General features: G+C 47.8%; 22 protein-coding genes. 13 read left to right on the plus strand and 9 right to left on the minus strand.

The window, feature by feature from the left end:
* Positions 1–77: 77 nt before the first annotated feature.
* The 4 genes from ELAC_RS09560 (at position 78) to ELAC_RS09595 (ending at position 5483) form a co-directional block, all read left to right on the plus strand.
* On the plus strand, positions 78–1064 hold the full coding sequence (locus ELAC_RS09560; protein ID WP_239414492.1) for a class I SAM-dependent methyltransferase: 987 nt from the start codon (positions 78–80) through the stop codon (positions 1062–1064).
* 304 nt (positions 1065–1368) lie between these two features.
* Positions 1369–2244, plus strand: a complete 876-nt coding sequence (locus ELAC_RS09570) for a hypothetical protein (protein WP_098039066.1) — start codon at positions 1369–1371, stop codon at positions 2242–2244.
* A 47-nt stretch (positions 2245–2291) separates the two neighbouring features.
* Positions 2292–4805, plus strand: coding sequence for a hypothetical protein (locus tag ELAC_RS11785; protein WP_158227865.1), 2514 nt, complete (start codon positions 2292–2294; stop codon positions 4803–4805).
* Between the two features lie 15 nt (positions 4806–4820).
* Positions 4821–5483: a hypothetical protein gene (locus ELAC_RS09595; protein WP_098039070.1), complete on the plus strand. Its 663-nt coding sequence runs from the start codon at positions 4821–4823 to the stop codon at positions 5481–5483.
* 372 nt (positions 5484–5855) lie between these two features.
* Here ELAC_RS09595 and ELAC_RS09605 read toward each other — a convergent pair whose 3' ends face one another.
* The 3 genes from ELAC_RS09605 to ELAC_RS09615 form a co-directional block, all read right to left on the minus strand.
* Positions 5856–6206: a zinc ribbon domain-containing protein YjdM gene (locus tag ELAC_RS09605; RefSeq protein WP_098039072.1), complete on the minus strand. Its 351-nt coding sequence runs from the start codon at positions 6204–6206 to the stop codon at positions 5856–5858.
* Between the two features lie 98 nt (positions 6207–6304).
* Entirely contained in the window at positions 6305–6727 is a 423-nt protein-coding gene (locus ELAC_RS09610) for a DUF7709 family protein (RefSeq protein WP_098039073.1), read from the minus strand.
* A gap of 15 nt (positions 6728–6742) precedes the next feature.
* Complete coding sequence (locus ELAC_RS09615; RefSeq protein ID WP_098039074.1) at positions 6743–7618, minus strand: hypothetical protein; 876 nt, start codon at positions 7616–7618, stop codon at positions 6743–6745.
* Between the two features lie 532 nt (positions 7619–8150).
* Here ELAC_RS09615 and ELAC_RS09620 point away from each other — a divergent pair.
* From ELAC_RS09620 to ELAC_RS09635, 4 genes are all read left to right on the plus strand, one after another.
* The gene (locus tag ELAC_RS09620) at positions 8151–8531 is read left to right on the plus strand and encodes a hypothetical protein (protein WP_098039075.1); all 381 of its coding nucleotides are present in this window, start codon (positions 8151–8153) and stop codon (positions 8529–8531) included.
* A gap of 2 nt (positions 8532–8533) precedes the next feature.
* Positions 8534–9055, plus strand: coding sequence for a hypothetical protein (locus ELAC_RS09625; RefSeq protein ID WP_098039076.1), 522 nt, complete (start codon positions 8534–8536; stop codon positions 9053–9055).
* 46 nt (positions 9056–9101) lie between these two features.
* Complete coding sequence (locus ELAC_RS09630) at positions 9102–9485, plus strand: hypothetical protein (protein ID WP_158227866.1); 384 nt, start codon at positions 9102–9104, stop codon at positions 9483–9485.
* Between the two features lie 250 nt (positions 9486–9735).
* Positions 9736–10128, plus strand: coding sequence for a DUF488 domain-containing protein (locus tag ELAC_RS09635; protein ID WP_239414497.1), 393 nt, complete (start codon positions 9736–9738; stop codon positions 10126–10128).
* Positions 10129–10135: 7 nt separating this feature from the next.
* Here the strand turns inward: ELAC_RS09635 and ELAC_RS09640 are convergent, their stop codons facing one another.
* Positions 10136–11167 (minus strand): cupin domain-containing protein, encoded by a 1032-nt coding sequence (locus ELAC_RS09640; protein ID WP_098039078.1) that lies wholly within the window; start codon positions 11165–11167, stop codon positions 10136–10138.
* A 766-nt stretch (positions 11168–11933) separates the two neighbouring features.
* Here ELAC_RS09640 and ELAC_RS09645 point away from each other — a divergent pair.
* A complete protein-coding gene (locus ELAC_RS09645) occupies positions 11934–13349 on the plus strand; it encodes an FAD-binding oxidoreductase (RefSeq protein ID WP_098039079.1) in 1416 nt (471 codons plus the stop codon).
* Positions 13350–13354: 5 nt separating this feature from the next.
* On the opposite strand, the gene ELAC_RS09650 is transcribed toward ELAC_RS09645, so the two are convergent.
* The 4 genes from ELAC_RS09650 to ELAC_RS09665 form a co-directional block, all read right to left on the minus strand.
* The gene (locus ELAC_RS09650) at positions 13355–13738 is read right to left on the minus strand and encodes an ACT domain-containing protein (RefSeq protein WP_098039080.1); all 384 of its coding nucleotides are present in this window, start codon (positions 13736–13738) and stop codon (positions 13355–13357) included.
* 4 nt (positions 13739–13742) lie between these two features.
* Positions 13743–14135: an SET domain-containing protein-lysine N-methyltransferase gene (locus ELAC_RS09655; RefSeq protein ID WP_098039081.1), complete on the minus strand. Its 393-nt coding sequence runs from the start codon at positions 14133–14135 to the stop codon at positions 13743–13745.
* A 108-nt stretch (positions 14136–14243) separates the two neighbouring features.
* A complete protein-coding gene (locus tag ELAC_RS09660; RefSeq protein ID WP_098039082.1) occupies positions 14244–15371 on the minus strand; it encodes an HD domain-containing protein in 1128 nt (375 codons plus the stop codon).
* A 71-nt stretch (positions 15372–15442) separates the two neighbouring features.
* A complete protein-coding gene (locus ELAC_RS09665) occupies positions 15443–16327 on the minus strand; it encodes a LysR family transcriptional regulator (protein ID WP_098039083.1) in 885 nt (294 codons plus the stop codon).
* A gap of 112 nt (positions 16328–16439) precedes the next feature.
* On the opposite strand from ELAC_RS09665, the gene ELAC_RS09670 reads away from it, so the two are divergent.
* Positions 16440–17096: an F-box protein gene (locus ELAC_RS09670; RefSeq protein ID WP_098039084.1), complete on the plus strand. Its 657-nt coding sequence runs from the start codon at positions 16440–16442 to the stop codon at positions 17094–17096.
* Positions 17097–17162: 66 nt separating this feature from the next.
* On the opposite strand, the gene ELAC_RS09675 is transcribed toward ELAC_RS09670, so the two are convergent.
* Positions 17163–18458, minus strand: a complete 1296-nt coding sequence (locus tag ELAC_RS09675) for a PhoH family protein (RefSeq protein ID WP_098039085.1) — start codon at positions 18456–18458, stop codon at positions 17163–17165.
* Between the two features lie 379 nt (positions 18459–18837).
* Here ELAC_RS09675 and ELAC_RS09680 point away from each other — a divergent pair, with 379 nt between their 5' ends.
* From ELAC_RS09680 to ssb, 3 genes are all read left to right on the plus strand, one after another.
* Positions 18838–19542: a hypothetical protein gene (locus tag ELAC_RS09680; protein WP_098039086.1), complete on the plus strand. Its 705-nt coding sequence runs from the start codon at positions 18838–18840 to the stop codon at positions 19540–19542.
* A 660-nt stretch (positions 19543–20202) separates the two neighbouring features.
* The gene (locus tag ELAC_RS09685) at positions 20203–20727 is read left to right on the plus strand and encodes a CesT family type III secretion system chaperone (protein WP_098039087.1); all 525 of its coding nucleotides are present in this window, start codon (positions 20203–20205) and stop codon (positions 20725–20727) included.
* Positions 20728–21448: 721 nt separating this feature from the next.
* Positions 21449–21922: a single-stranded DNA-binding protein gene (gene ssb / locus ELAC_RS09695; RefSeq protein WP_098039089.1), complete on the plus strand. Its 474-nt coding sequence runs from the start codon at positions 21449–21451 to the stop codon at positions 21920–21922.
* Positions 21923–21927: the final 5 nt, after the last annotated feature.

Below are 21927 nucleotides of genomic sequence, written 5' to 3' on the forward strand. Positions count from 1 at the left end.
GCACCCCCTTCACCGATTGAGGCTTCCTAGAAATTGCCAAGCAGATGTATCATCCCTCTTTAAATTTTAGCCACACCATGATGAGTCACGATTTTATATCCCTTCCCCTGATTGCCGACCACGAGGACAAAAGCTCCGCCCTCAAAAATCGGATTCGCAAAAATTACCGCCATGTGCGCAAATGGGCCAACCGGACAAAGACGAACTGTTTTCGGATTTATGACCGCGATATCAAAGAGTATCCGCTGGCAATCGACTACTATGACGGCCGTTTTTGCGTCCAATATTTCTCCTTCAACCGCGATGAGGATGAAGCTCCTGAGGAGCTGGTAGGGGAAATTAACGGTGTGCTTGCCTCCATTTTTGGTGCAACCCCCGCTATCATCTACTGGCGATCGCGAATCAGGCGCAAAAAGCTGGAACAGTACGAAAAGCAGGCTGAGGAACAGGACTTTTTCACCGTCCTCGAGTATGGGGTGAAATTCAGTGTGAATCTTCAGGATTATCTGGATACCGGACTATTTCTTGACCATCGTGAAACAAGACAGATGGCGGCCGCTCTTGCCAAAGGCAAGCGTCTGTTGAATCTGTTTGCCTACACCGGTTCCTTTAGCGTTCACGCGGCTCTTGCCGGAGCGGCTTTCACCAAGAGTGTAGACCTCTCCAATACCTACACACAATGGACTCAAAATAATTTCGCTTTGAATTCCATCAGCACGAAAAACCACCATATCGTGCGCGCCGACTGCCTAAGGTTTTTGGAGGACGAGGTGTGCTCCAACAATCGTTACGACGTCATTGTCATTGATCCCCCAACGATCTCCCGTTCAAAAAAAATGGAGCAGATGTTTGATGTCCAGCGCGACTATGCTTATCTTATCGAATGTGCATTGAAGCTCCTTTTACCGGGAGGGGTTATATTATTTAGCACCAATTCGCGCAGGTTTGTCTTTGACTCCTCGTATTTTCCTGATTGTTCGATCCAGGAGATATCGCAAAAGACGATTCCGCTTGATTTTCACCAGAAAAAAATTCATCGCTGCTGGAAGTTGACAGCCCGTTAGCAAGAGGCCGGCGGTGCTTGTGAGAAAAGTTCGCATGTTCCCGGAAGGAATTTCCAGCTCATCTTGTTTTTGCACCGGTTTCGCATTAAATGCTGCAGGGTAAGCCCGCCCAACCTGCTTATATCATGAAATAAAGCGCGCTTCAGTTTCTCAAGCTGCGGGAGCTTTTTCTTTTCCCAAAAAACAAATTTTAAGACACTTTCGTCATACGGTCGGTGCCATCTTCGTCGGGCTGCGGAGGCAGCAGGAGGGAAGGGGCCTAAATCATTTTCCAAATCCAAAACGGGGGATATACGATCAATTCATGGGGTTTCAAAAGACGCTGTCTCTTTGTTTCTTTTTAAGTATTGCATTCCAATCGCTTTTTTCAGCACCCCTCATAGAGCAATTTAAGCACGCGGGGTATGCAGAGTTTTGCGATAAAAGGCAGGGAGCGGCAGCGTTTAACTCCCTCTATGCTCAATTCGATGAGCTTATCGCCTTTCTTCAGTCAAATCCCGTGTGGGCGCAAAAATTACAAAGCGTTAAAGAGCGTTTTATTCGCTCTAAAGCAAGAAATTACTACTCCACCGATTTTTTTGGCTTTTACGATGAGTCAAAAAGAGAAGGAAGAAGACAAATCTCCTTTTATTACTCAATCCACTTTCACGAGTTTATAGATTCTTACTATCCGGAGTTCAGCCAGGTTCCGGAAATCGTCCGCTTTCTGGAAGCTTGTCGTACGATACAACAACCCTATGGAGATGTGTTTGAAGAGGCGGCGGCTGAGCTGGGGGTTGAAACGATTTTTGCCTCGAAATATGGCTCTCCTCCGCTCCTTTTCAAGGTCGTTAAATATCTATCCTCTTACATCGCCACAAAGCCTCACTACGATGGCAGCGCATTTTCCCTTTTTCTCGATAGCACCGATAGTCAATCGCTCCTGCTTGCTCCTTATCAATCCTCATTCACAGTCGAAGATTTTGCCTCCCCACCGCGAGAGTTTTCTCGGCAAGAGGATCAAAACTCGATCCTACTTATTCCGGGAGCCCTTTTAACAGACTTCTTCATCTACCCGACCCCTCATATTGTCTTGCAAAGTGAAAAAAGTCGCTATGCTGCAGTCGCGTTCGCGATGAGGCCCAACTACACTCCTCAGAAATGCGAATTTTCCTCCCTTCCGCGCTTTGACATCGATTGAATAATTCTTTCTTAAGAGTTACGATTCAAAAAAATATTGGTATTTTCATGTTTAGATATTTGATTTTTTTGTTCTCCGCGCATTCCTTATCCGCTCTGACGACTCTCAGCGTCACCCTCAGCTCAGATAACAATCCCGGGGGCATAGGAGAGATTGGCGACCTGAGATACTGCTTGAATTCCATGAATCAAGATTTGAACACGACACCGGATGATTATGCGATTGTCTTCGACTATCCGATGACCATTCAACTCAATGGAATTTTGCCGATTATTAACAATCCCTCAAATCCGGTGAATATCACCATTGGTAACCCAGGGTCAACCCCCACAGTCACCATTGATGGCAACAGCGGCGCTTACAGCGGATTTTTCATCCCCATCGGGAACGTGACGATCCAAAATATGATCTTTCAAAACCTGGCTGCCAAAGGAGGCGATGGCGGGGATGGAATCTCGGGCGGTGGCGGAGGCATGGGTGCCGGCGGAGCCATTTATGCCCCTCAATTCTTTTTAAACGGTTCCAATCCTTCCATCACCTTGATCAATGTGCTGGTCAATAACTGTTCCGCTATAGGTGGAAATGGGGGAAGTTATTTAGGTCTTTCGTCTACAGGCAACGAGGGTGGCGGCGGCGGCGGCGGGTTTAGCGGAAATGGAGGTTCAATTACAACCACTGGCAGTACCGGAGGAGGTGGTGGTGGTGGATTTGGAGGAGATGGCGGGAATGTCACCCTTTCAACCGATAGCTCAGGCGGCGGCGGAGGCGGTGGAGGCGGCTTGGGATCCCGCGCCACGATCGGGTTGCTCACAAATCTTGGAAATGGCGGCTCCGATCAGGATCTTGGCCAGGATGGAAATGGCTATGGTCTCACGATCACCGCTGGGTATGGCGGTGGCGGCAAGAGTGGGGGAGCCAATGCCGGAGGTGGAGGTGGCGGCGGCGGTGACGGGGAGACCGTAATTTCAGGAGGTGGCGGTGGAGGAAGCTCAGGCTTTCAGGGCACGCAGCCTCAGGGCGCGATACCTCCAGGAGGCAGCACTGTACCGTCTGGAGGTAATGGAGGAGACGGCGGGGGAGGAGGCGGTGGCGGGGTCGTCATCACTTCTATTCCCAATGCAGTTGACGGACAGGCAGGAAGCGGCGGCTACGGCGGCGGCGGAGGTGGCGGGTCCGGCATTGGCGCCCATGACAGCGCTTATACTGTCAAGGGGGGCTCAGGCGGAGTCGGCGGCGGCGGAGGAGGCGGAGGGGTCAACCAATCCGGTCTGACCCTTGCTGATGGCGGCAATTCCCTTGGCGGGGGTGGCGGCGCTGGTGGAGGTCCTTCCGAGGGCCTCAATGCCCCCGGTGGGGTAGATGTTGGCAATCTCGGTGGAGGGGCCGGAGGATTCGGAGCGAGCACCGTTGGACAAGGCTCTGGAGGCGGCGGAGGAGGAGGCGGCAGCGGCCTTGGGGGTGCTATCTTTGTGGATAGCAATTTGAATTTCACGATAAGAGCGTTTCAGGGAATACCTACCACTTTCAACACATCGAACAATAGCGTACAAGCCGGAATCCACGGAATCGGAGCCCCCGGAGGGTCTGATGGCAACGACGGGTATGCACTGGGAAATAGCATCTTCCTGCGCACCGGCTCCTCTCTCACTTTCATGGCCCACGATGCAAATGATCTCCTGACTCTCGGTGAGCAGGTAGCGTTTATTGATGATACGTCCTTCGGAGTGGGAGGGACTAATGTGTATGTTCGAGGAGATGGAACTGTCGTTTACGACGGAACGACAGATTATCAGGGAACCGTCATGATCTTTAATGCGAATTTTAAAGTGAATGGACGCATTGATGAAGCGCAAATTTTTGTCTGTAGAAATAAAAGTTTTAGCTTGCAACGAGGTACCCTAAGCGGATGCGGGGTGCTGTCAGGATCGGTCTTTGCCAATTCCGGAACGATCTCCCCGGACGCGGGAAAAACGCTCACCCTTGGCAGTTTGTCTTTGAATCCAGCGGTTCCAGTTAGCGGTGTTGCCGGCAGTTTGGTGCATATTGAAATTGATTCGGGCAGCATCCCTTCTGTGGTTCATGTTGCGGGACCGGCATCCTTAGCGGGCACGCTGGAGATTGACCTCGATCCCAACGCACAGCCGGGGACATACAAAATTCTCACTTCGTCTGCCGTTTCTGGAACCTTTGATTTAGTTACATTCACCGGATCCACGCCGGATTATTCGCTCACGTACGATCCTACGTATGTGCAATTGAATTTCTTAGGATATCCAATCGCTTTGGAACCACCATCAAATCTTCAAGGCAAGCAAATGAAAAATAACTTTGGATTCCAGTATGAGCTGTTTAATCAAATAAAATGGAAGCCGAGCCCGTCAATCGAGACCGTCGGTTATTGCATTTATCGGGACGGAAAGAAAATCGCTACGGTTGATGCTTCCACACACAGCTACAAAGATCATAATAGGAAAAAGGGGGTTTCCATCCTCTATGCGGTCACGGCATTTAACTTAGAAGGTAGTGAAAGCTCTCCTATTCATATCGTCATCAAACCATAACTTAAGTTGCAAATCATGATGAATACACTCTGCAAGTTCAAAACGCTATTTTTGTCTCTGGTCGTCATCTCATCAGCACTATCGGCCACCCAACAATCTGGCGGCGAACTGACGCAAAAGGGCGCATCGTTTTGCACTCCGCAACCCTCAGTGGAGCTCAAAGCGGGTTATTTCTTTTTTTTGGATTCCAAACTACGCAAGGTCTATGACAAGGGAGGGTTGGATGTTCAGTTTTGTGCTTCTTATCCCTTATGGAACCTGACGAGAAGATGGACCCTCAGCGCATACGGTGCCGTAGAATATTTTTATCGATCAGGCAAATCGATGAATGAAAATCAAAAAACGGCTTTATGGTCGGTTCCTGTCAGTGTCGGCCTTAAACCCGCCTATAGGATAGGTCCGAACATGTATTATTATTGCGCTGCCGGACCTCGCTATTTCTATGTTCACCAGCACAACAGCTCTTCTTATGTCCCTCGAAATAATTCAAGAAACTGTCTTGGCCTCTTTGTGAACACGGGTTTCAATTATTTAGTGGGGGAGCACTTTGTGATCGATGTTTTCGGTGAGTACTCCTATGGTAAAGTGCGGTTTCATGGGGGAAGTTCTCAAGTCTACACAAGTAATGTCCAAATGGGCGGTTTTACTTTCGGGGGAGGACTTGGGTACTCATTTTAAAGGAAGGATCTTCGCCAGACATTCGAGAAAATCGTTCAGCCATAACATCGGTTGTTTTCATGGAAGGGGCAGTCCTCCCAACTTTGCAATTTGGAAATGCTCATAGGAAAGGGAAAAGTTAGCGAATGCGCCCCAATGGGAGAGGGTTCCACTTTTTTGATCTTCTCTATAGAAGAAGTAGCGGAGGCCGGGAACAGGTTAGTAAAAACCTTTCAGGTTTTGTGCCTGCTCTGTTTAGTTTCAACCGACACTTCTTCCTTGAGAGAAAATTCCTTCCAATTAAGCCATTCATTCATTGAAGGCATATCCTAGGTCCTGTTGACGACAGAGAGATATCTCCAAGAGTTTTAGGGCAGTCTACAGGGAGGCTGTTTAATTGCTTTTCTTCACAATCTCGGATTTGAGCATCATCGAGCCAAAGCCGGGAACCTTCGCTTCTATGTTGTGGCCGTTGACCTCGTCGACGAGGCGTATGTTCTTCACTTTTACACCTGCTTTCAAAGCGGTTGAAGAGCCTTTGACCTTGATGTCTTTGACAATTGTCACACTGTCGCCATCTTGGAGGATATTTCCATGCGCATCTTTCACAACCGTTGGTGTGGGTTCACTCTCTTCCTTGGCCTCGATCGCCCATTCATGGCCACATTCCGGGCAGATATAAAGGGCCCCATCTTCGTAGGTGTAATCGGAACTGCACTGGGGGCATTTAGGTAAATTTGTCATAATTCAATCGCCTTTCTGTATAAATTATCACTGTACGTTATGATCGGCACAGCAGTCTAATGAAAAGTTTCAATGCAGCCACCAAGGATCTTTGGCCTCTACTTGCAAAGGCCCTGCAGTTCGGTTTGGAAATAGGGGTTTTGCACTTTTCTTTGCAGCTCCCGGAGCTGATGCGCAATTTCTTCGCTGATCTCTTCGGGATAGTGTTGAAGATAGAGGAGAGCAACATAGACCCTGCCCGGATGGTTTTGACTGCAGATCCACTCACCCGGTGTGAATAGGTCAAAAATGCCGGTCGCTTTGAGCGAGGGGAGTAGTTCGGTAATCGCTCTTTTGATTTCCGCAATTTGATCCTGCCCCGCATCCTCTTGAAGGAGCCCGTCCAGCAAGGCGATATTGTTTAAGGTCGCCGCGACTGTGCCTTTACGGGCTTTACCTTGAAAGCCGGTGAAAGGGTTAGTGGCTACCGTGTGATCGTCGCCATCCGGTAAAATGTCTTCAGGGGTCGAAACCTTATTCATTACCTACACACAATGTCATTTCAGACTCTCAAAAAATTCTTCTACTTCTTTACTCCAGCAAGGGAGGTTGGCAAAAATATTAGCAGTGTCCGGATTTTGCTTGCTATCGAGATAGTGGACATGTGCTTTGATCAGCGCCTCTTTCAGAAATGGAATCAAGCGAGGGTGAGGATTGTTTTTGGTAAAGTTACTGATCAGTGAGCAGGATATTGTACTTCCTCCCCGTTGTTTTGTGACGGCAAGCCAATCGGCGACAGACTCGAGTGCAGTAGTGCGAAGGCTCTCCTCTGAAAAGCTATCAAAATCGTCACAGTTAAGACCGAAGGAGTCGTGATAGGCCTCTTCGTTCTGATGTTCCCCTCGGGCAGCAAGATAGGTTAAACGCTCCTCATCTTCCCACCCGCCTTCGAAATGCTTTGCACTGAGTTTACACAAGTCGTGGCGGAGAAGCTGTCTCTCCTCACAGCCGAGGGCGATGCCAAATTCATAAACATACTGCCGGTGAATTTTTAGGTCGGCAACAAAGAAGAGCCTTTGCCTTGCCAGTTCTGGGGTCATGAAATGCACATTTTGGGTTGTTTGCTCGTATTCGGCAAGGTGTGTCTCAATTTCTGCCTCCTCAAGAGAGGCGTGCTTTAAGATATCCGTTATTCGCGACCTGGTCTCTTGTAAAAGAAGCCTGGTGAGCCACGAGGCTTCGTTTTTAGGGAGGCTGCCGATACGCAGCTTGAATTCTTTAATTTTCTCAAGTCGCTCTTCAGTGGATAAAACGGCATCTTGCTCGATTTCAAACAGGAGGTATTCAAAGACTGTTTGCGCTTCCGCAGCGGGTTCTGCGCAAGAAAGAAGGAGCGAGCAGCAAACTGTGAACAAAAATAAAATTATTTTCATAAGACACTTTTTCGAAAGACAATAACAGAAACGTGCTTTGTTCTCTAGTGTGCTATGGTGACATTCTCTCGGTTAAATAGTGTAATGTGATGATGAATTATTAAATTAAGGTTTTTATGCGTAATATTACTTCATTTCAATTGCTGCTCGATTGCTGGGGCACGGAAACTTATCAGGTCAACAGCTACATCTATAACATTTCGTCTTGCCAAGTTGAATAGCGCTTCCTGAGTGAGCCCTTTAGATCAATTTTTCCAAAAACTCCAGTCGAACAGACTGGTTAATGCCATCAAAAGTAACAATCAGGGCATGATCTTGGGTGAAGGGGTGTATCACGACAGGAAACGAAACTCTTTCTTTGTTCTTAGGAAGGGGCGTTAGTGGAAGGTTCCTGGGCATCGCGGAGTGGTAATGTAAAAGCAAGTAGTTTGTTTTTTAGTTAGTCTGGGTTTTTAGTTATGCTAGAATAATTTGTTGCTTGAAATTGGTTTTTTACTATAATTGTCGCACTTTTATTTAGGAGACCCTTACCATGAAATATCTATTACTCGCCCTTTTAGGTTGTTTCACTGCCTGTGCCACCGTGCACCACTGTGAACCTGCCGACAAGCTGACGACCGGCACTGTTCAACGAGAAATTTATCTGGGGATGCCCGCTTCCGACGTGGCAGCTGCCCTTGGCGCTCCAAATATCGTATCGCTTGATGAAATGAGAGATGAGGTGTGGGTTTATGATAAAATCTCAAGCCAAGTGGAGTACAGTGCCCAGCGCGGGGGAGTGTGGCTGTTGATCGCTGGAGGTGGATCAGAGTCAGGCTATCAGCGTAAAAGTCAGCGCACATTGACGATCATCGTCAAATTCAATAAAGACAAGCAAGTCAAAGATTTCACTTATCACTCGTCCAGTTTCTAAACATGAAAAAAACTTTATTAATCCTCATCGCGACTGCGTTTATTCTCACGAGCTGCGCCAAACCGCCGAACGACCTGATGAAGCCGTGCGCTGAAACTTTCAAGATTCGGACTCAGCAGTCGCATGCATTCAATGTCACGTCCGACAAACAGCTGCTTCAAGCGTCTGTGTCGGTTTTGCAAGACATGGGGTACACCATCAGGGAATCCTCATATGAATATGGTGTGCTTACGGCAGTGAAAGAGGCAAATGCCGTGTCGGCAGGACAAGTTGCGGGCGCTATCGCCGTTGCAATACTGTGCGGTACAGCTACACCCATCGACAAAACGCAGTTTATTACTGTTACGATGGTTATTTTAGATAAAAGCGAAAACGGTCAGGCTACCGCACGGACGACTTTTCAACGAGTCATCGTCAGGACGGACAACACGCAATATGCTGAGATGCTGACAGACGCCAATGTCTACAGAGAATTTTATGAAAAACTGGATAAAGCTCTATTTTTAGAGGTCAATAACTTATGAAGAGCGTTCAATTCGCCCTCATTTTAATTCCGTTGGTTTTGACCGGTTGGGCGGCGCCAACTGCCGCCCGGCGCCAACTGCCGCCATCACATCCACAGAGTCGCAACTCATGATTCGCCAGGCTCAAACCCGCGAGTATGAACAGGTCTCGAAAAAGCAGGCGATGAGAGCATCCATTGCAACGCTTCAGGATCTCAATTTCATTCTTGATAAGGTGGATGCGGACTTGGGTGCGATATCGGCATCAAAATTCAGTACGGGCATCAGTGTCAAAGTGACTGTGACTATTAGGGAAAAAGCGCCCAATCTAGTCACTGTCAGAGCGAACACAACGTATGGAGAAAGAACTGTTGATGATCCTGTTGTCTATCAGGACTTTTTCGCCTTGCTGGATAAGTCGCTATTTCTAGTGAAAAACCAAGTGGATTGAGATTTTCGCTAGATTAGAGTAATCCCTTTTCCGATGACGCGTCTCTCAAGCTAAAATTTCCGATACAGTTATGGGTTGAATAAATAATTTACATTTTTCAACCAATCTTCTTATGGTGGGCTCAAGCATACCGAAAGGGTTTCAAGATTCGGCATGGGAGCTCTCTCTATCTGCCAAATCCGAATTTTGAGACATTCGCGATAAATCCCAATTCAGTAAGCAGAGCGCTAGGGTGCTTAAGTGGGGGGCTATGAAAAGCAAATCGTCAGCTAAGATGGGGAAATTGAAGATAAAAAGAGCTTATGATCCTCCGTCTGTGGATGACGGCGTTCGCATTTTAGTGGATGGGTTGTGGCCGAGAGGAAAAACCAAGGAAGAGATGCAGCTCGATTTATGGCTTAAAAGCGTCGCCCCCAGCCTAGATCTAAGGAAATGGTTTTCTCATGACCCGGAGAAGTGGGCTGAGTTCCAGCGGAAGTATTTAAGCGAATTAGAGGCTAATCGAGAGGAGCTAAATCCCATCGTCGATGCCCTGAAGATGGGAGCGGTGACTCTTGTCTATGGCGCGCGGGATCAAGAGCACAACAACGCCCTTTGCCTGAAGCAATTTCTGGAGAGGTACTATCACCTGAAATCCAATTAAAATCCTATCATGTGTCGAGTGGATTGACTTTCTCGACGATAAACAAATCGGCATAGTATTTGGGCAGCTTTTCAAAAAGATCGGGGCTAGTGTCTAAAACGGAAGCTAAAACTTCATCGGAATAGGCACGGACACTCGCTGTAAACCCGATATCCCGCGGCATTCCCTGGTCGAAAAAGATCAACAGGTGCAGGGGCGTCGATTCGAGATTTTCAATATGGTGCGGATACGCTTTGGGAATAAAGTAGATATCCCCCTTTTCCATCACATAGGTGTCTACTTGGCCGGAGGGGCTTTGAATGGACATGCGGCCTCTGCCCTCTGCCACATATCCCAGCTCGGCAGTTTCGGGGTGCCAATGCGGCTCGCGCATTCCCTGTCCTGTCAGGGTGAGGGAATAGAGGGCTTGGTTTTTTGCGATCGGCCAGGTATTTTGCCGAGCCATGCGGGCTGTGCCTCCTTCATTGATAACAAGGGGCTTTGACGCTTCGACAGCGTAGCGATAAGGCGTTGAGTAGCGCGCGTCCTCCGGAACCGATACGGGGTTTTTGCGCAGCGTGGCAAACACGCTGTTCAGGGATCGTTTCAGGGGCTGAAAGACCTGTTTATCGACATTCCATGTATTGCCTAAGACAGCATCCGTAAACATTCCGAGAGAGCTGGAGAGAGGAAAATCCTCTGTGTCTTCGCTTGAAAAGTTTAAAATCAGTTCAGCTCTCTCATCGCCGACGTTTTCGATATGATGCAAAGCCCCGGAGGGGATTAAAAATACCTCTCCTGGCTGCACCAGAAAGGTCGCTTTAGCATCGCCCGTGTGATAGAGCGTGATTAAAACTTTGCCTTTTAAGCAATATCCCAGCTCATCGGCATTGGCATGCCAGTGGGGTTCACGAATCCCGTTCACCTCCAGAATTAGCTTGTAGAGAGACATCCCGCGGAGTATTGGAAAATTACTCTTGCTGGCCTTGATACGCATGCCGCCTTCCGTATGCTCATCGGGTGGAATTTTACTGAATTTCAAGAGGTGTTCTGAACTCATGACGATCCTTCTTTCACGCTATACCAAACTGTCTCAAATTTGAGATTTTGAGACAGTTTCGGTGTGTCTCTTTACATTTGCTTAAAATCGTCCCATTTGTAAACCATTTTTAATTATCTTGGGGCGGCTTGTTGTTGAAATAATAGAAGGTGGTAATTCATTGTCTTCTTACTTTTAACGGTTTAAAAACTATGCCGGGAGTGAAAGTAATGAAAAATGCGTTGGCAGCCCAGTCGCTTGTTTTCTTTGCGATTATTCAATCCCGAGGCTTTCTTAAAGCTCTCATGCCAAATTTTGAGATACTGTCGGTATAACCAAGAGAAGATGATCGTCGACTGCGGCGAGGTCTATCTGGTCTCCGCATTTGAAAGTCGGGACGGGGTAAGTGTATATAACTTTAATGGTCAAAGGCTTTGGGAGGTTCGATTTTCAGCTAAGATCCATTCCATCAGTGTGTAGCCGGATGTCATTTTAGTTTTCTCGAAGGATCGGGGAGGGCACAGGACTTATCTGACATGTTTGCATAGAATCAACGGCGGGATTCTTTGGGAAAGTCCTTGAATTTAAGTCTATTATATCGAAAGTGTTTCAGATCACCAGTTTTGAGATGCTCTCGATATAACGTGCCTTAATCCAAAAGATGCACAGGAACTGAAAGGGGTATATAATGGAAAGTGAGAGATCCTAGAGACTGTCCGCAAACTCAAATCAGTATCCTCTGTTGTCGGTTTTGAACTCATTTCGACAAAGAGGAAGGAGGGGCTTTATGGGTGCTAGGGCGATCAATGTCCACGGTGAGCTCGCAGAAATTTCGGATGCGGCTCTCAATGAACTGCGCATGCAGCTCAAGGGAAAGGTGATTCTGCCGGTCGATCTAGACTATGATGAAGTGCGTAAAGTCTGGAATGGCATGATCGATCAAAAGCCGGCCTTGATCATCCGCTCGGCGGGAGTTGCCGATGTGATCTACGCTGTGCGGTTTGCCAAAAAATTTAATCTGTTGATATCCGTCCGGGGTGCAGGGCACAACATCGCAGGCAGGGCGCTGCATGATGACGCGCTGCTCATTGACTTGAGCGAAATGCGGGCGGTTTTCGTCGATCCGGTTTCCAAAACGCTCATCGCTTCCCCGGGCGCGACGCTGGCCGACATCGACCATGAAACACAAGTGTACGGCCTGGCTCTCCCTTTAGGAATTAATTCGACGACCGGTATTTCAGGACTGGCTCTCGGCGGGGGCTTTGGGTGGCTCAGCCGCTCTCTTGGTTTGACATCTGATAATCTTTTGTCGGCCGAGGTTGTCACTGTCGAGGGTGAACGCATCGTGTGCGATAGCGAGAATCATCCGGATCTTTTCTGGGGGCTTTCTGGAGGAGGAGGCAACTTCGGTATCGTCACCTCGTTCAAGTTCAGGCTGCACTCTGTCGGGCCTATGCTTTTTTGTGGACCCGTCGTCTTTAGCATGAAGGAGGGAAAAGAGGTCCTTCAAAAATATCGCGATTTTTGCAAAGAGTGTCCTGAAGAATTGACTGTGTGGGCAGTACTGAGGCATGCACCTCCCTTTCCTTTCATCGATGCAAAAAACCACGGAAATCCCGTCATTATCTTGGTGGGAGTCTACAATGGTCCTGTGGATCAGGGAGAGGAGTGCCTTGTCCGCTTAAAAAGTTTCGGAACTGCTCTTGGAGATGGTCTCGGGCCTGCTCCTTTTGAATTTTTTCAAAAAGCGTTCGACCCCATGCTGACACCCGGGGCTCGCAATTATTGGAAATCACACAATTTCATTGAGTTATCCGATGACTTGATCGATACCCTTCTGCAATACGCGGCAACACTTCCTTCTAAAGCTTCGGAAATCTTCATTGGCCAGATGGGCGGCAAAACGAATGCGGTTGAAAAAGACTCTACCGCCTATCCTCATCGTGATGTGAATTTTATCATGAACGTCCATACAAGGTGGATTGATAAGGTTGACGACGAGCCTTGCATCCAATGGGCGCGTCTTTTGTATGAGGAAGCCAAACCCTTCTCGTCAGGCGGGGTCTATGTCAATTTTGTCAGCGAGGGAGATGATAACGTGCAGGGAGCCTATCTCCAGAACGCCAGGAGGCTTCGCGAGCTGAAATTGGCTTATGACCCGGAAAACATTTTGAGGTTTAACCTCAATATCGTTCCCAGGTAGCAAGTTCAGCCGCGAATGATCGTGCAGAAGGTAGCGAGGGTAGTGGCGGCTTTTTCGAGATTTTCCTGTTTGACAAGGAGATAATCCGTATCAAACGTCGATAGGGCGAAAATGCTAATTTTTGCTTCAGCCAGAGGCTTTGTAAGAGAGGATAGAATCCCTGTCAGTCCAAAGTCGAGCGGGCCTTCCACCTTAAATCCCCGCCATCCTCTTTCCACCTTCACACCGTTAGGAACAAATTTGTCCTGACATACAATAGAGAGCTCATCCTCAGTTTTCGTGATCGCAAAAAAACTGCCTTGTAAGGACCAGGCAGGGATATTGTCTAACGGGTTGAGGCGCGCTATGGCAAACAGATCGGGCATACAAGAAAGAGTCAGCTTCGGCATGTTATTACCTCTTGGATGGTCGGTAGTACTCTTCTTTTAAGTGGTCGGGCTCATTGAGCAAGTTGTAATCGCACACAATTTCTTCCCCAGCCTTGATTTTCCTTAGGGTAAAGACCTTCCCTTCGGGAGTTTTGGCGACATTGGGGGTATTGGAGTGGTTGACAAACCAGTCGATCTCCATTCGGTCGAACTTCTCGGGGCAAAGGCACTCCTCGTCGTTAATATAGATGCAATATTGCCGAAGGGGGCCGGGGACATCCTCTAGCTTCATTTTTTTGGGAGAAAAAGTGCCGGTAAAAACCTCGGCTCCTTCGCTCAGGTCATGGGTTGCGAAGACTCCGACTCCTCCAATGGAAGAGGGCTTCAGCATAAAAGAGAATTCAGAACTTTTGTTCATTGCGCCTCAGCGGGTCAGGTGTTTGAAGTAACACGGAGTCAATATTATAGGTTAGCAGATTATTTATTTCCCAAGGGAAAGTAGTCTGAATTGAAAGGAGAGAGGATCTCATCTCTGCTCTCCAAAAGAAGAAGTTTCCTGAAGAGCTGTCGTGTTTGGCGTTTTCTCCGCTAGCGGATCGATCAGTTTCACCGACCATCCCTTCTGCACCCGCTCTTGTACCTCCGTCCAGGCTTTGTGCAGAAGAAAATCCGTTTCAAGCAGACGCACCTTTTTCCCATTTACGAGTACCCAGGGGTTGATCCCCCTGAATTTGGAGTTGAACTTCAAGTCGGCATCCGCCTCATCGGTTAGGATGAAGTAGCTTGGCACATCCAGGATTTTGCGCATTCTTGCCTGAATTTCAGGATCGGGGCTTTCGAAGAGAGTTAGCCAGATCGCCTCATCGACTCCAAAATGAATAGCGTCCCATGTCAGAATCCCGAGTTCGACAGCTCGTAGGATGGACTCGGCAAGCCATCGGGAGGCCAGGTAGTTGTTGACGCCGCCCCAGCAGTGTTCGGTCATGTAAAGGGAGAAGGAGACTAGTTTTTTCATGCGCTTAAGATCTGTCGCGATCCAGTCGCCGTCGATGTAGCGGAAATCGTCAAGGATTTCCGCCGCTTCTTCGCGGGTGATGAACCCCTGATGATAGGCTCCCTGGATGTTGTACTCAATGCGGTCGGCGCAGAGAGCAGGGCCCTTTTGCTCCAGCATTGGATAGAGCTCAGAGACAGGCTGCATTTCCTCAGCGGTGTATCCGTATTTACCCAAGATTGTCGCCAGCCCGGATCGTTCCAGATATTCTACGTGGATCGAATTTTGATAGTCCTTCTCTGCGCCAATCTTATCAAAGATCCAGTCGCCGACATGTGAAAAGGCAGTGTGGGATGCATCGTGGAGAAGCCCGGCGATCTGCTCTTTTAGGGACGCTCCTTTGACGCGCAGAATGTGAAACACACCCAACGAGTGATCATAGCGGGTGTACTCTTCGGGAAATTCGGTGTAGTAGACGACACCATATTGGCGGACTGATTTCAGCCTTGTAAAACTTGGACTTTCGATCAGCTCTAAAAGGACCGGTTCCTGCACGTCCAGGGCACCGTAAAAGGTGTTGACAATCTCAGAACTTAAGGTGTGATGGAATAGTAAAAAAGAGAGAGTTATCTGAGCTAGTTTGGCTTTCAAATGTGTCATATAAAAATTTCAGTAAAATGATTTGTTGTAAAATGTGATTTGCAGTGGAGCATTCTCTTCAAGGAGCCGTGTCAAAAAACCTCTTTGTTGATCTTTGAACAGATGAAGTCGACAAAACAGCGGATTTTTGGCGGGAGTATTCTGTGCGGTTGATAGCACAGGTAGATCGGCTGAACAGACTCGTCATACCCTTTCAACACCTCCACCAGTTTACCATTATCTAGATCATCTTTGACAATATAGCGGTGCAGCTTGACGATGCCCAGGCCTTGCAGGGCGCATTCGATCATCACTTTGCTGTCATTGATACGCATGAAGGGATCTAAAGTGATTTTCACATTGTTTTTAAAAGTGAGTATTTTTTCTTGCCGTCTTGCGGAATGGGTAATGTAACGATGCTTGAGGAGGTCAGAGGGCTTTTCAGGCGTTCCGAATTGTTTCAGGTAGGCAGGAGAAGCCAGGTAGGCGTACCTTGTTTCACCCAACTTGCGGTGGATATCATCGGGGCCGCCGACATAGGAGTGTCCCATGTTGATATCGACGCCTTCTTTGAAGAGGTCCAGGATGCGCTCGATCGTTAATATGTCCACAGTGACATTAGGGTAGAGGCGGAAAAATTCGGGAAGATGGGGAATTAGGAAGTAGTTTGAAAAGTAAGTCGAGCTACCTACCCGCAAGTGCCCTGAAGGGGCCTTTCTCATTCCGGAAAAAGCATTTTCAAGCTCACGCAACTCTTGTGCGATCTTTTTGGCGTGCTCGAGAAAAATCAGGCCGCTCTCCGTCAGGGAAATATGCCTTGTCGTTCTTTTCAATAACTCCGCCTTCAGGGTGCTCTCCAGTTTGGCGATCTGCTTGCTGACAGCGGCGTTGGTCAGACCCAGTTTCCTTCCTGCCTGGGTAAAGCCGTTTTCTTCCACAACCGTAATGAATGTCGTCAGTTGCTGGAGCGAGTGCATAAGAATTCCTGATTGATAACAAAAAGTTAATAATAGTTAACTTTTGGTGTTATTGTCAAAAGCTTTGCGCCTTGTTATTATTGGTGCATCATTAATTAAATTGGTGGACCATATGTCTTTTGAAATTTGTTTAAATAATACTTATGTTGATAATAGTTTTTTACTATCTCTTCCCCGCGAGCTTCTGTTAAACATCTGCGAAAACCTCGATATTGAGGATTTGCTGCAGTTGAAATCAGTCTCCAAAGAGTTTTACACACTTTCAACTGATAGGAGGGTGTGGCGAACCATCGCCGAGAAGAAGGGGGTTTGGATCGAAGAGGGGCTTGATCCTCAAGGGGAGTTGATGAGGATACGGCAAATCACTCTTCTAAGCCATCAAGCCCCCTTTGTCTTGAGCGTGGCCAAGCTTTTAGGTGCCGGGCACACTCTTGCCATACTGCAAGGAGAAGAGAGTTCTGCCAAATTCTACCGCAACCAGGCGCTTACGATTCAGTGCGTCGACGCAGTTTATCAGCAAGCGTTTACACTGAAGGTACTGGCGTCCAAAAACCACGAAGAGGTCGATATATGCTATGCGCGCCTGAACCCGATTTTGGATCGGCTAGGAAAGACAAAAGTGGGCAAGCACTCCACATTTCCAGCGAAGAATTTCGTGGCCGGCTATGTGAGATCCCTAATTCAGGGCAATTCAAGGGGAATTTTGCGCGAGGGCGGTGAAGATCTGGACGTGCAAATCTATCAACAACCCTCTGCTTTTGGCGCTTAATAGACAGTTCACAAACTTAAAATCATACGATTTTAAGTTTGAGAACAGTCTCAAATTCAAGTTTTCCTAAAGAACTTCCGTTGCGATGGCCGCAAGCTCTGATCTTTCGGTCTTGTTCATGAAGATGTTGCCGTAGATGGGTTGATCGGCGAAGCGGCCGATGACGTAGGTCAAAGCGTTGGAATCCTTGTCCAGATAGGGGTTGTCAATCTGGGTTGGATCCCCGGTCAAGATCACTTTGGTCCCTTCGCCGGCGCGGGAGACGATGGTTTTGACTTCATGGGGCGTCAAGTTCTGTGCTTCGTCGACAATGATATACATTTTCGGCAGCGATCTTCCCCGGATGTAGGTAACCGCTTCCATCTCGATTTTTTTGCTCTGGAGCACCCATTCGAGCGTTTCGCGCGGCTCGTTACCTGAGGAGGTGCAGAGAATTTCCAGGTTGTCATAAATCGGTTGCATCCAGTGGAAGAGCTTCTCTTCCTTGGTTCCGGGAAGGTATCCGATATCCCGACCGAGGGGAATGATCGGGCGGCTGATCAGAATTTTACTGTAGGTTCCCTCGTCAAATACTTTGCGGAGGCCGCAGGCAAGAGCTAGAAGGGTCTTTCCTGTACCGGCCGGACCGAGCATGGTAACAAGTTTGATGTCGTCGCGTAAAAGCAGATCGATAGCGCAGCGCTGTTCGACGTTGCGTGGGTGGATTCCCCAAATGTTTTGTGACCGGATGAGATGGCGAAGGCGATCCTCTCTCAGGTCATATTTTGCCACTGCCGAGGAGTTTTCCGGCGAGGTAAGGATGAAATATTCGTTGGGTCTGGCTTCCAATCCCTCTATTGTTACATGTCCGTCTTTAAAAAAGTGGTCTATATTGGTTTTGGTCGTGGGCAGATCCCTGATTCCTTTATAGAGTGTGTCATAGGAAAATTTCAGATTTTCGTAATCTTCCGTTTCGATCCCTAGCGCCTCGGCTTTGATTCTTGCGGCGAAGTCTTTGGATACAAACACCACCTTGACTCCATTATAGTGAAGCCGGAGAGCTGAAGCGATGATGCGGTTGTCGCTTGATGAACCGGGAAGTTTACTTACCAGATCGGAGGAGTCTTCCAGCTCGATGCGCAGTTGGGAATGATTATCCAGCTTGATCCCGGAGTGAAAAGTGCCTTGCCCTGTTTGACTTAAAGAGACGAGCAGCCGGAAGACGGCTCTTGAGTTTCGGCCGAGCTCATTTTGGAGCCTCTTCATCTTGTCAAGCTCTTCGATCACAGTGATTGGGATGGCAATGTGCGATTTGGGGAACTTGAGAATTGATTCGGGATCATGTAACAGAACGTTGGTGTCGAGAATGAATGTTTTGCTCACGTTAGGTCTCTGATTTTAATATGGTTGAGTATGTTTGCTAGTAGGAATGTGAAATCCCGGCATCCCGCCCTAATTTTTCTTTTCCGCTGGGTATACCGACAGAGTCTTAAAATTGGGTAGCGGGGCTGTAAGAGGCTGTCCACGAACTCAAATTTTGAGACACTTTCGGCATACTCAATAAACGGGATAATAAGGTATTTGGGCAAGGGGGAAAAATAGATGTGGAAGTAGCAGTCTAGTGATTCGAGTGCTAAATCAGTTGAAGGCTATTCCCTTTTTTAGTATAATAGGGATATCAGTCAAGCTAGCGGTTAGCTAAAGGCCAGGTTGACTATCATGTCTTTAGCTGTCTTGCATACAACCTCCCGGAGGTCTCGCGATGAAAATTAATGAAACAATTTTAAGCATCCCCCCTTATCTTTCCACAACCTGGGCGCACGTCAGGATGCTCCGCATGGACGGTGATCTCTTGATCGTCTCTCTTTCCGATGGCTTTCAGGCCAAGGTGCCCGGCCTTTCCAGAGAGCAGATCGAGATGATTTTCTCCTTTCATCAAAAAGCGCTCGATGCAAAAGAGCAAACAAAAGAGAAGGCGTCTTCCGCCCCTTTTCCGGAAGGGTTCGCCAAGGAAGCGGAACAGGCTATTCGCTTTGGCATGATGGGAATGGAGTCTTTAGGCAATGCGATGCAGCACAACTTTGCAATGAGAAACTCGCCCCTTCTCCCGCCTGAGATTCTCAGTAAAGTCGAGGCTGTCTCGAAAGCCATCGCCCCGGAGATGAAGGTGGATCTGCCTAAGGCGGAGCCGCATTGCAATTGTCCGCATTGCCAGATTGCGAGAGCCATTCAAAGAGGGCTTGGAGCGCAGCCCGATGTCACTCCGCATCAAGTTGAAGAAGAGGAAGTGGCCGCGGAAGAGCTTGTCTTCCAGGAGTGGCGCATTGAACAAACCGGAGAACAGCTCTACTCCGTGATCAACAGGATCGATGGCAATGAACGCTATAGCGTGTATCTCGGAGACCCTGTCGGCTGCACTTGCGGCAAGTCGGGTTGCGAACATGTACTTGCGGTGCTGAGAAGCTAACGCATCGAAAGCGCTCAATACCCAATTTTGAGGAGCCATCGGCACAGCTCCTCGTTTTGCCTGGTGGAAAGACACATGAATTTTTTTCCGCTAGCGGCAATCGGCGGCAAAGCCTGCTGACTTGGGTTTCTCAGCAGCCTCTCACCGAAAAGGTCCAAAAGCCACATCTTAAATTTTGAGATGCTTTCGGTGTATACCGAAAGTATCTCAAAAGTTGGGATTTTGGCTTTGAGAAAGCCTCGGGATTGAAAGATTACAAGTTACCTCATATTTCTAATATTAGGTAACTTGTAATCTTTCAATCGCGAGAGCTTTCTCTTTGCCAAAAACCAATTTATGAGAAACTTTCGGTATAGAGGCCGATTTAATCGATTTGGCATTGTCTTTGCTTCTCATTTCGTTAAACGTTTTTGAAGCAGCTCTCCAAAGATTGTCCTATTTAATGTAGGCACTGCTTATTAAGTTGTTTTGGTATAGTGTTGACCTTTAAACCGTTAAAGCGTTTACAGGAGGTCTAGAGAGGGGACTTTCAATCAGGGCCGAAATCTGGATAGTGCTTTAAATTAGGCATTCTGTATAATTAAAGTAATAACAAACTCAATAAATGCTCGCGCCTTTTAGGCCGTACGCGAGCGATATCAATTTAGGGGAGGCTTTAGTATGTCCTTTGAAAATGCCAAGCAAAATTTAAAAGAATTCGGCAAAGAACTGGGCCTCGAAGGGCTTGAGTTCGATGAAAACAATACCTGTATCCTTGGTATTGACGATGAGTTTTCGCTTCATATTACATATGAACCAAACTCAAAGAGGATGTATCTTTATTCTCCTCTCCTCGACGGGCTTCCCAGAGATGACAAAACCAAGCTCAAATTGTACGAGAAGCTTCTGGAAGGCTCCATGCTGGGCGGTCAGATGGCTGGCGGCGGATGCGGCGTAGCGACCAAGGAAGAACTGATCTTGATGCATTGCACTATCGATATGGAGCATGCTGTTTCTTCTGCCTTGAGAGCTTTTGCCCCTCTCTATGTTGAGACTGTTGAAAAATGGCGCAAGATCTGCCAAGACGTTTCTGAAGGCCGTGAACCCGGCGACACGAAGCCTGCGACAGCAGGAGCAGCCGGTGGTGCTGGCCCCTCGCTTAGACCAGGCAGCGGAAAACCCGGTGAAGGTTTTATCAAGATCTAAATTTCTCCTTTCATGGCGTGTTGGCGTTCTCAGGAGCGCCAGCACTATCTTTACTTTCAACTCACCCAACATTCACTCCCTTTTGATTTACTCCAGAGAGACATCCTAGCTAAAACAAATTTCAAAATATTGTTTTGAACGGGTGTGCCCGTAGCGAAGGTTTGCTCGAAATTTTTAAGCGTGATGGGGCCATATCAAGCGTTGTTATGCAGAAAAATTAATACTGAAAGGCTTTGAAATGGGGGATTTTAATTTAGCGAAAACCTCGAGATTGAAAAGTTGTAAGTTGCTTCATGTTTCTAGTCTTAGGTGACCTATACCGAAACAGCTTGGAGAGTTGGAAATTTGGCCAGAAGGGCCTTAAGAATTTTTGTCCGGAGCGAGCGACCATTGCCGAGAGGCAAGGCGCGAGTGAGAACGAAAATTCTTAAGTATACCGAAATTGTCTCAAAATTTGGATTTTGGCAAAGAGAAAGCTCTCGCGATTGAATGATCGCAAGCCACCTAATATTAGAAATATGAGGTGGCTTGCGATCATTCAATCCCGAGGCTTTCTCAAAGCCAAAATCCAAATTTTGAGACGCTTTCGCCATAGTTTCATTTAGTTTGCTTTATATCTGATTTGTTAGCCCTTGCTTCAAGGATTCTTTGATGCTGTCTTTTTTAGCCGTTGTATGGTAAAAATGACGGTAGTACAAAAAACAAACGTGGAGTTTGACATATGAATCTGTTGCATATCATGGGCTACCTCGGAGCCGATCCTGAGATGCGCTATACTCCTGGCGGACAAAAGGTAACGACCCTGCGTGTTGCGACCAAAGTGCGCAAAGGCGGCCAGGAAGAGACTATCTGGTGGCGAGTGACTGTATGGGGTGATCAGTTCGACAAGATGCTGACCTATTTCAAAAAAGGAAAAGCGATCTACATCGTCGCCGAAATGAACAAGCTTGAGATCTATCAGGACAAATCCGGTCAGCCCCAGATCTCCTATGAGGCTACTGCAAGAAGCCTTCACTTCCCACCCTTTAACGATCGTAATGACAATGAACAACAGGCTCAGGGGACGCAACAGCAGTCCGGACGCTATGGTTCATCCTCCTCATACGGTCAGGAAGCGCCTGCCTATCAGGCAAAGCCGCATCAGGGTCGAAGTGAAGAAATGGAAATCCATGACGAAGATCCCATCCCATTCTAAAGGAT

Origin of the sequence: Estrella lausannensis (assembly GCF_900000175.1) — a bacterium.
GTDB classification, from domain to species: domain Bacteria; phylum Chlamydiota; class Chlamydiia; order Chlamydiales; family Criblamydiaceae; genus Estrella; species Estrella lausannensis.

Bases quoted from the DNA above. Each gene is read 5' to 3' on its own strand.
- ELAC_RS09650 (WP_098039080.1), bottom strand. From the start codon at position 13,738: ATGCCGAAGCTGACTCTTTCTTGTATGCCCGATCTGTTTGCCATAGCG.
- ELAC_RS09670 (WP_098039084.1), top strand. From the start codon at position 16,440: ATGTCTTTTGAAATTTGTTTAAATAATACTTATGTTGATAATAGTTTT.
- ELAC_RS09635 (WP_239414497.1), top strand. From the start codon at position 9,736: ATGAAAAGCAAATCGTCAGCTAAGATGGGGAAATTGAAGATAAAAAGA.
- ELAC_RS09660 (WP_098039082.1), bottom strand. From the start codon at position 15,371: ATGACACATTTGAAAGCCAAACTAGCTCAGATAACTCTCTCTTTTTTA.
- ELAC_RS09560 (WP_239414492.1), top strand. From the start codon at position 78: ATGATGAGTCACGATTTTATATCCCTTCCCCTGATTGCCGACCACGAG.
- ELAC_RS09570 (WP_098039066.1), top strand. From the start codon at position 1,369: ATGGGGTTTCAAAAGACGCTGTCTCTTTGTTTCTTTTTAAGTATTGCA.
- ELAC_RS11785 (WP_158227865.1), top strand. From the start codon at position 2,292: ATGTTTAGATATTTGATTTTTTTGTTCTCCGCGCATTCCTTATCCGCT.
- ELAC_RS09595 (WP_098039070.1), top strand. From the start codon at position 4,821: ATGATGAATACACTCTGCAAGTTCAAAACGCTATTTTTGTCTCTGGTC.
- ELAC_RS09665 (WP_098039083.1), bottom strand. From the start codon at position 16,327: ATGCACTCGCTCCAGCAACTGACGACATTCATTACGGTTGTGGAAGAA.
- ELAC_RS09615 (WP_098039074.1), bottom strand. From the start codon at position 7,618: ATGAAAATAATTTTATTTTTGTTCACAGTTTGCTGCTCGCTCCTTCTT.
- ssb (WP_098039089.1), top strand. From the start codon at position 21,449: ATGAATCTGTTGCATATCATGGGCTACCTCGGAGCCGATCCTGAGATG.
- ELAC_RS09645 (WP_098039079.1), top strand. From the start codon at position 11,934: ATGGGTGCTAGGGCGATCAATGTCCACGGTGAGCTCGCAGAAATTTCG.
- ELAC_RS09640 (WP_098039078.1), bottom strand. From the start codon at position 11,167: ATGAGTTCAGAACACCTCTTGAAATTCAGTAAAATTCCACCCGATGAG.
- ELAC_RS09605 (WP_098039072.1), bottom strand. From the start codon at position 6,206: ATGACAAATTTACCTAAATGCCCCCAGTGCAGTTCCGATTACACCTAC.
- ELAC_RS09625 (WP_098039076.1), top strand. From the start codon at position 8,534: ATGAAAAAAACTTTATTAATCCTCATCGCGACTGCGTTTATTCTCACG.
- ELAC_RS09680 (WP_098039086.1), top strand. From the start codon at position 18,838: ATGAAAATTAATGAAACAATTTTAAGCATCCCCCCTTATCTTTCCACA.
- ELAC_RS09610 (WP_098039073.1), bottom strand. From the start codon at position 6,727: ATGAATAAGGTTTCGACCCCTGAAGACATTTTACCGGATGGCGACGAT.
- ELAC_RS09685 (WP_098039087.1), top strand. From the start codon at position 20,203: ATGTCCTTTGAAAATGCCAAGCAAAATTTAAAAGAATTCGGCAAAGAA.
- ELAC_RS09655 (WP_098039081.1), bottom strand. From the start codon at position 14,135: ATGAACAAAAGTTCTGAATTCTCTTTTATGCTGAAGCCCTCTTCCATT.
- ELAC_RS09620 (WP_098039075.1), top strand. From the start codon at position 8,151: ATGAAATATCTATTACTCGCCCTTTTAGGTTGTTTCACTGCCTGTGCC.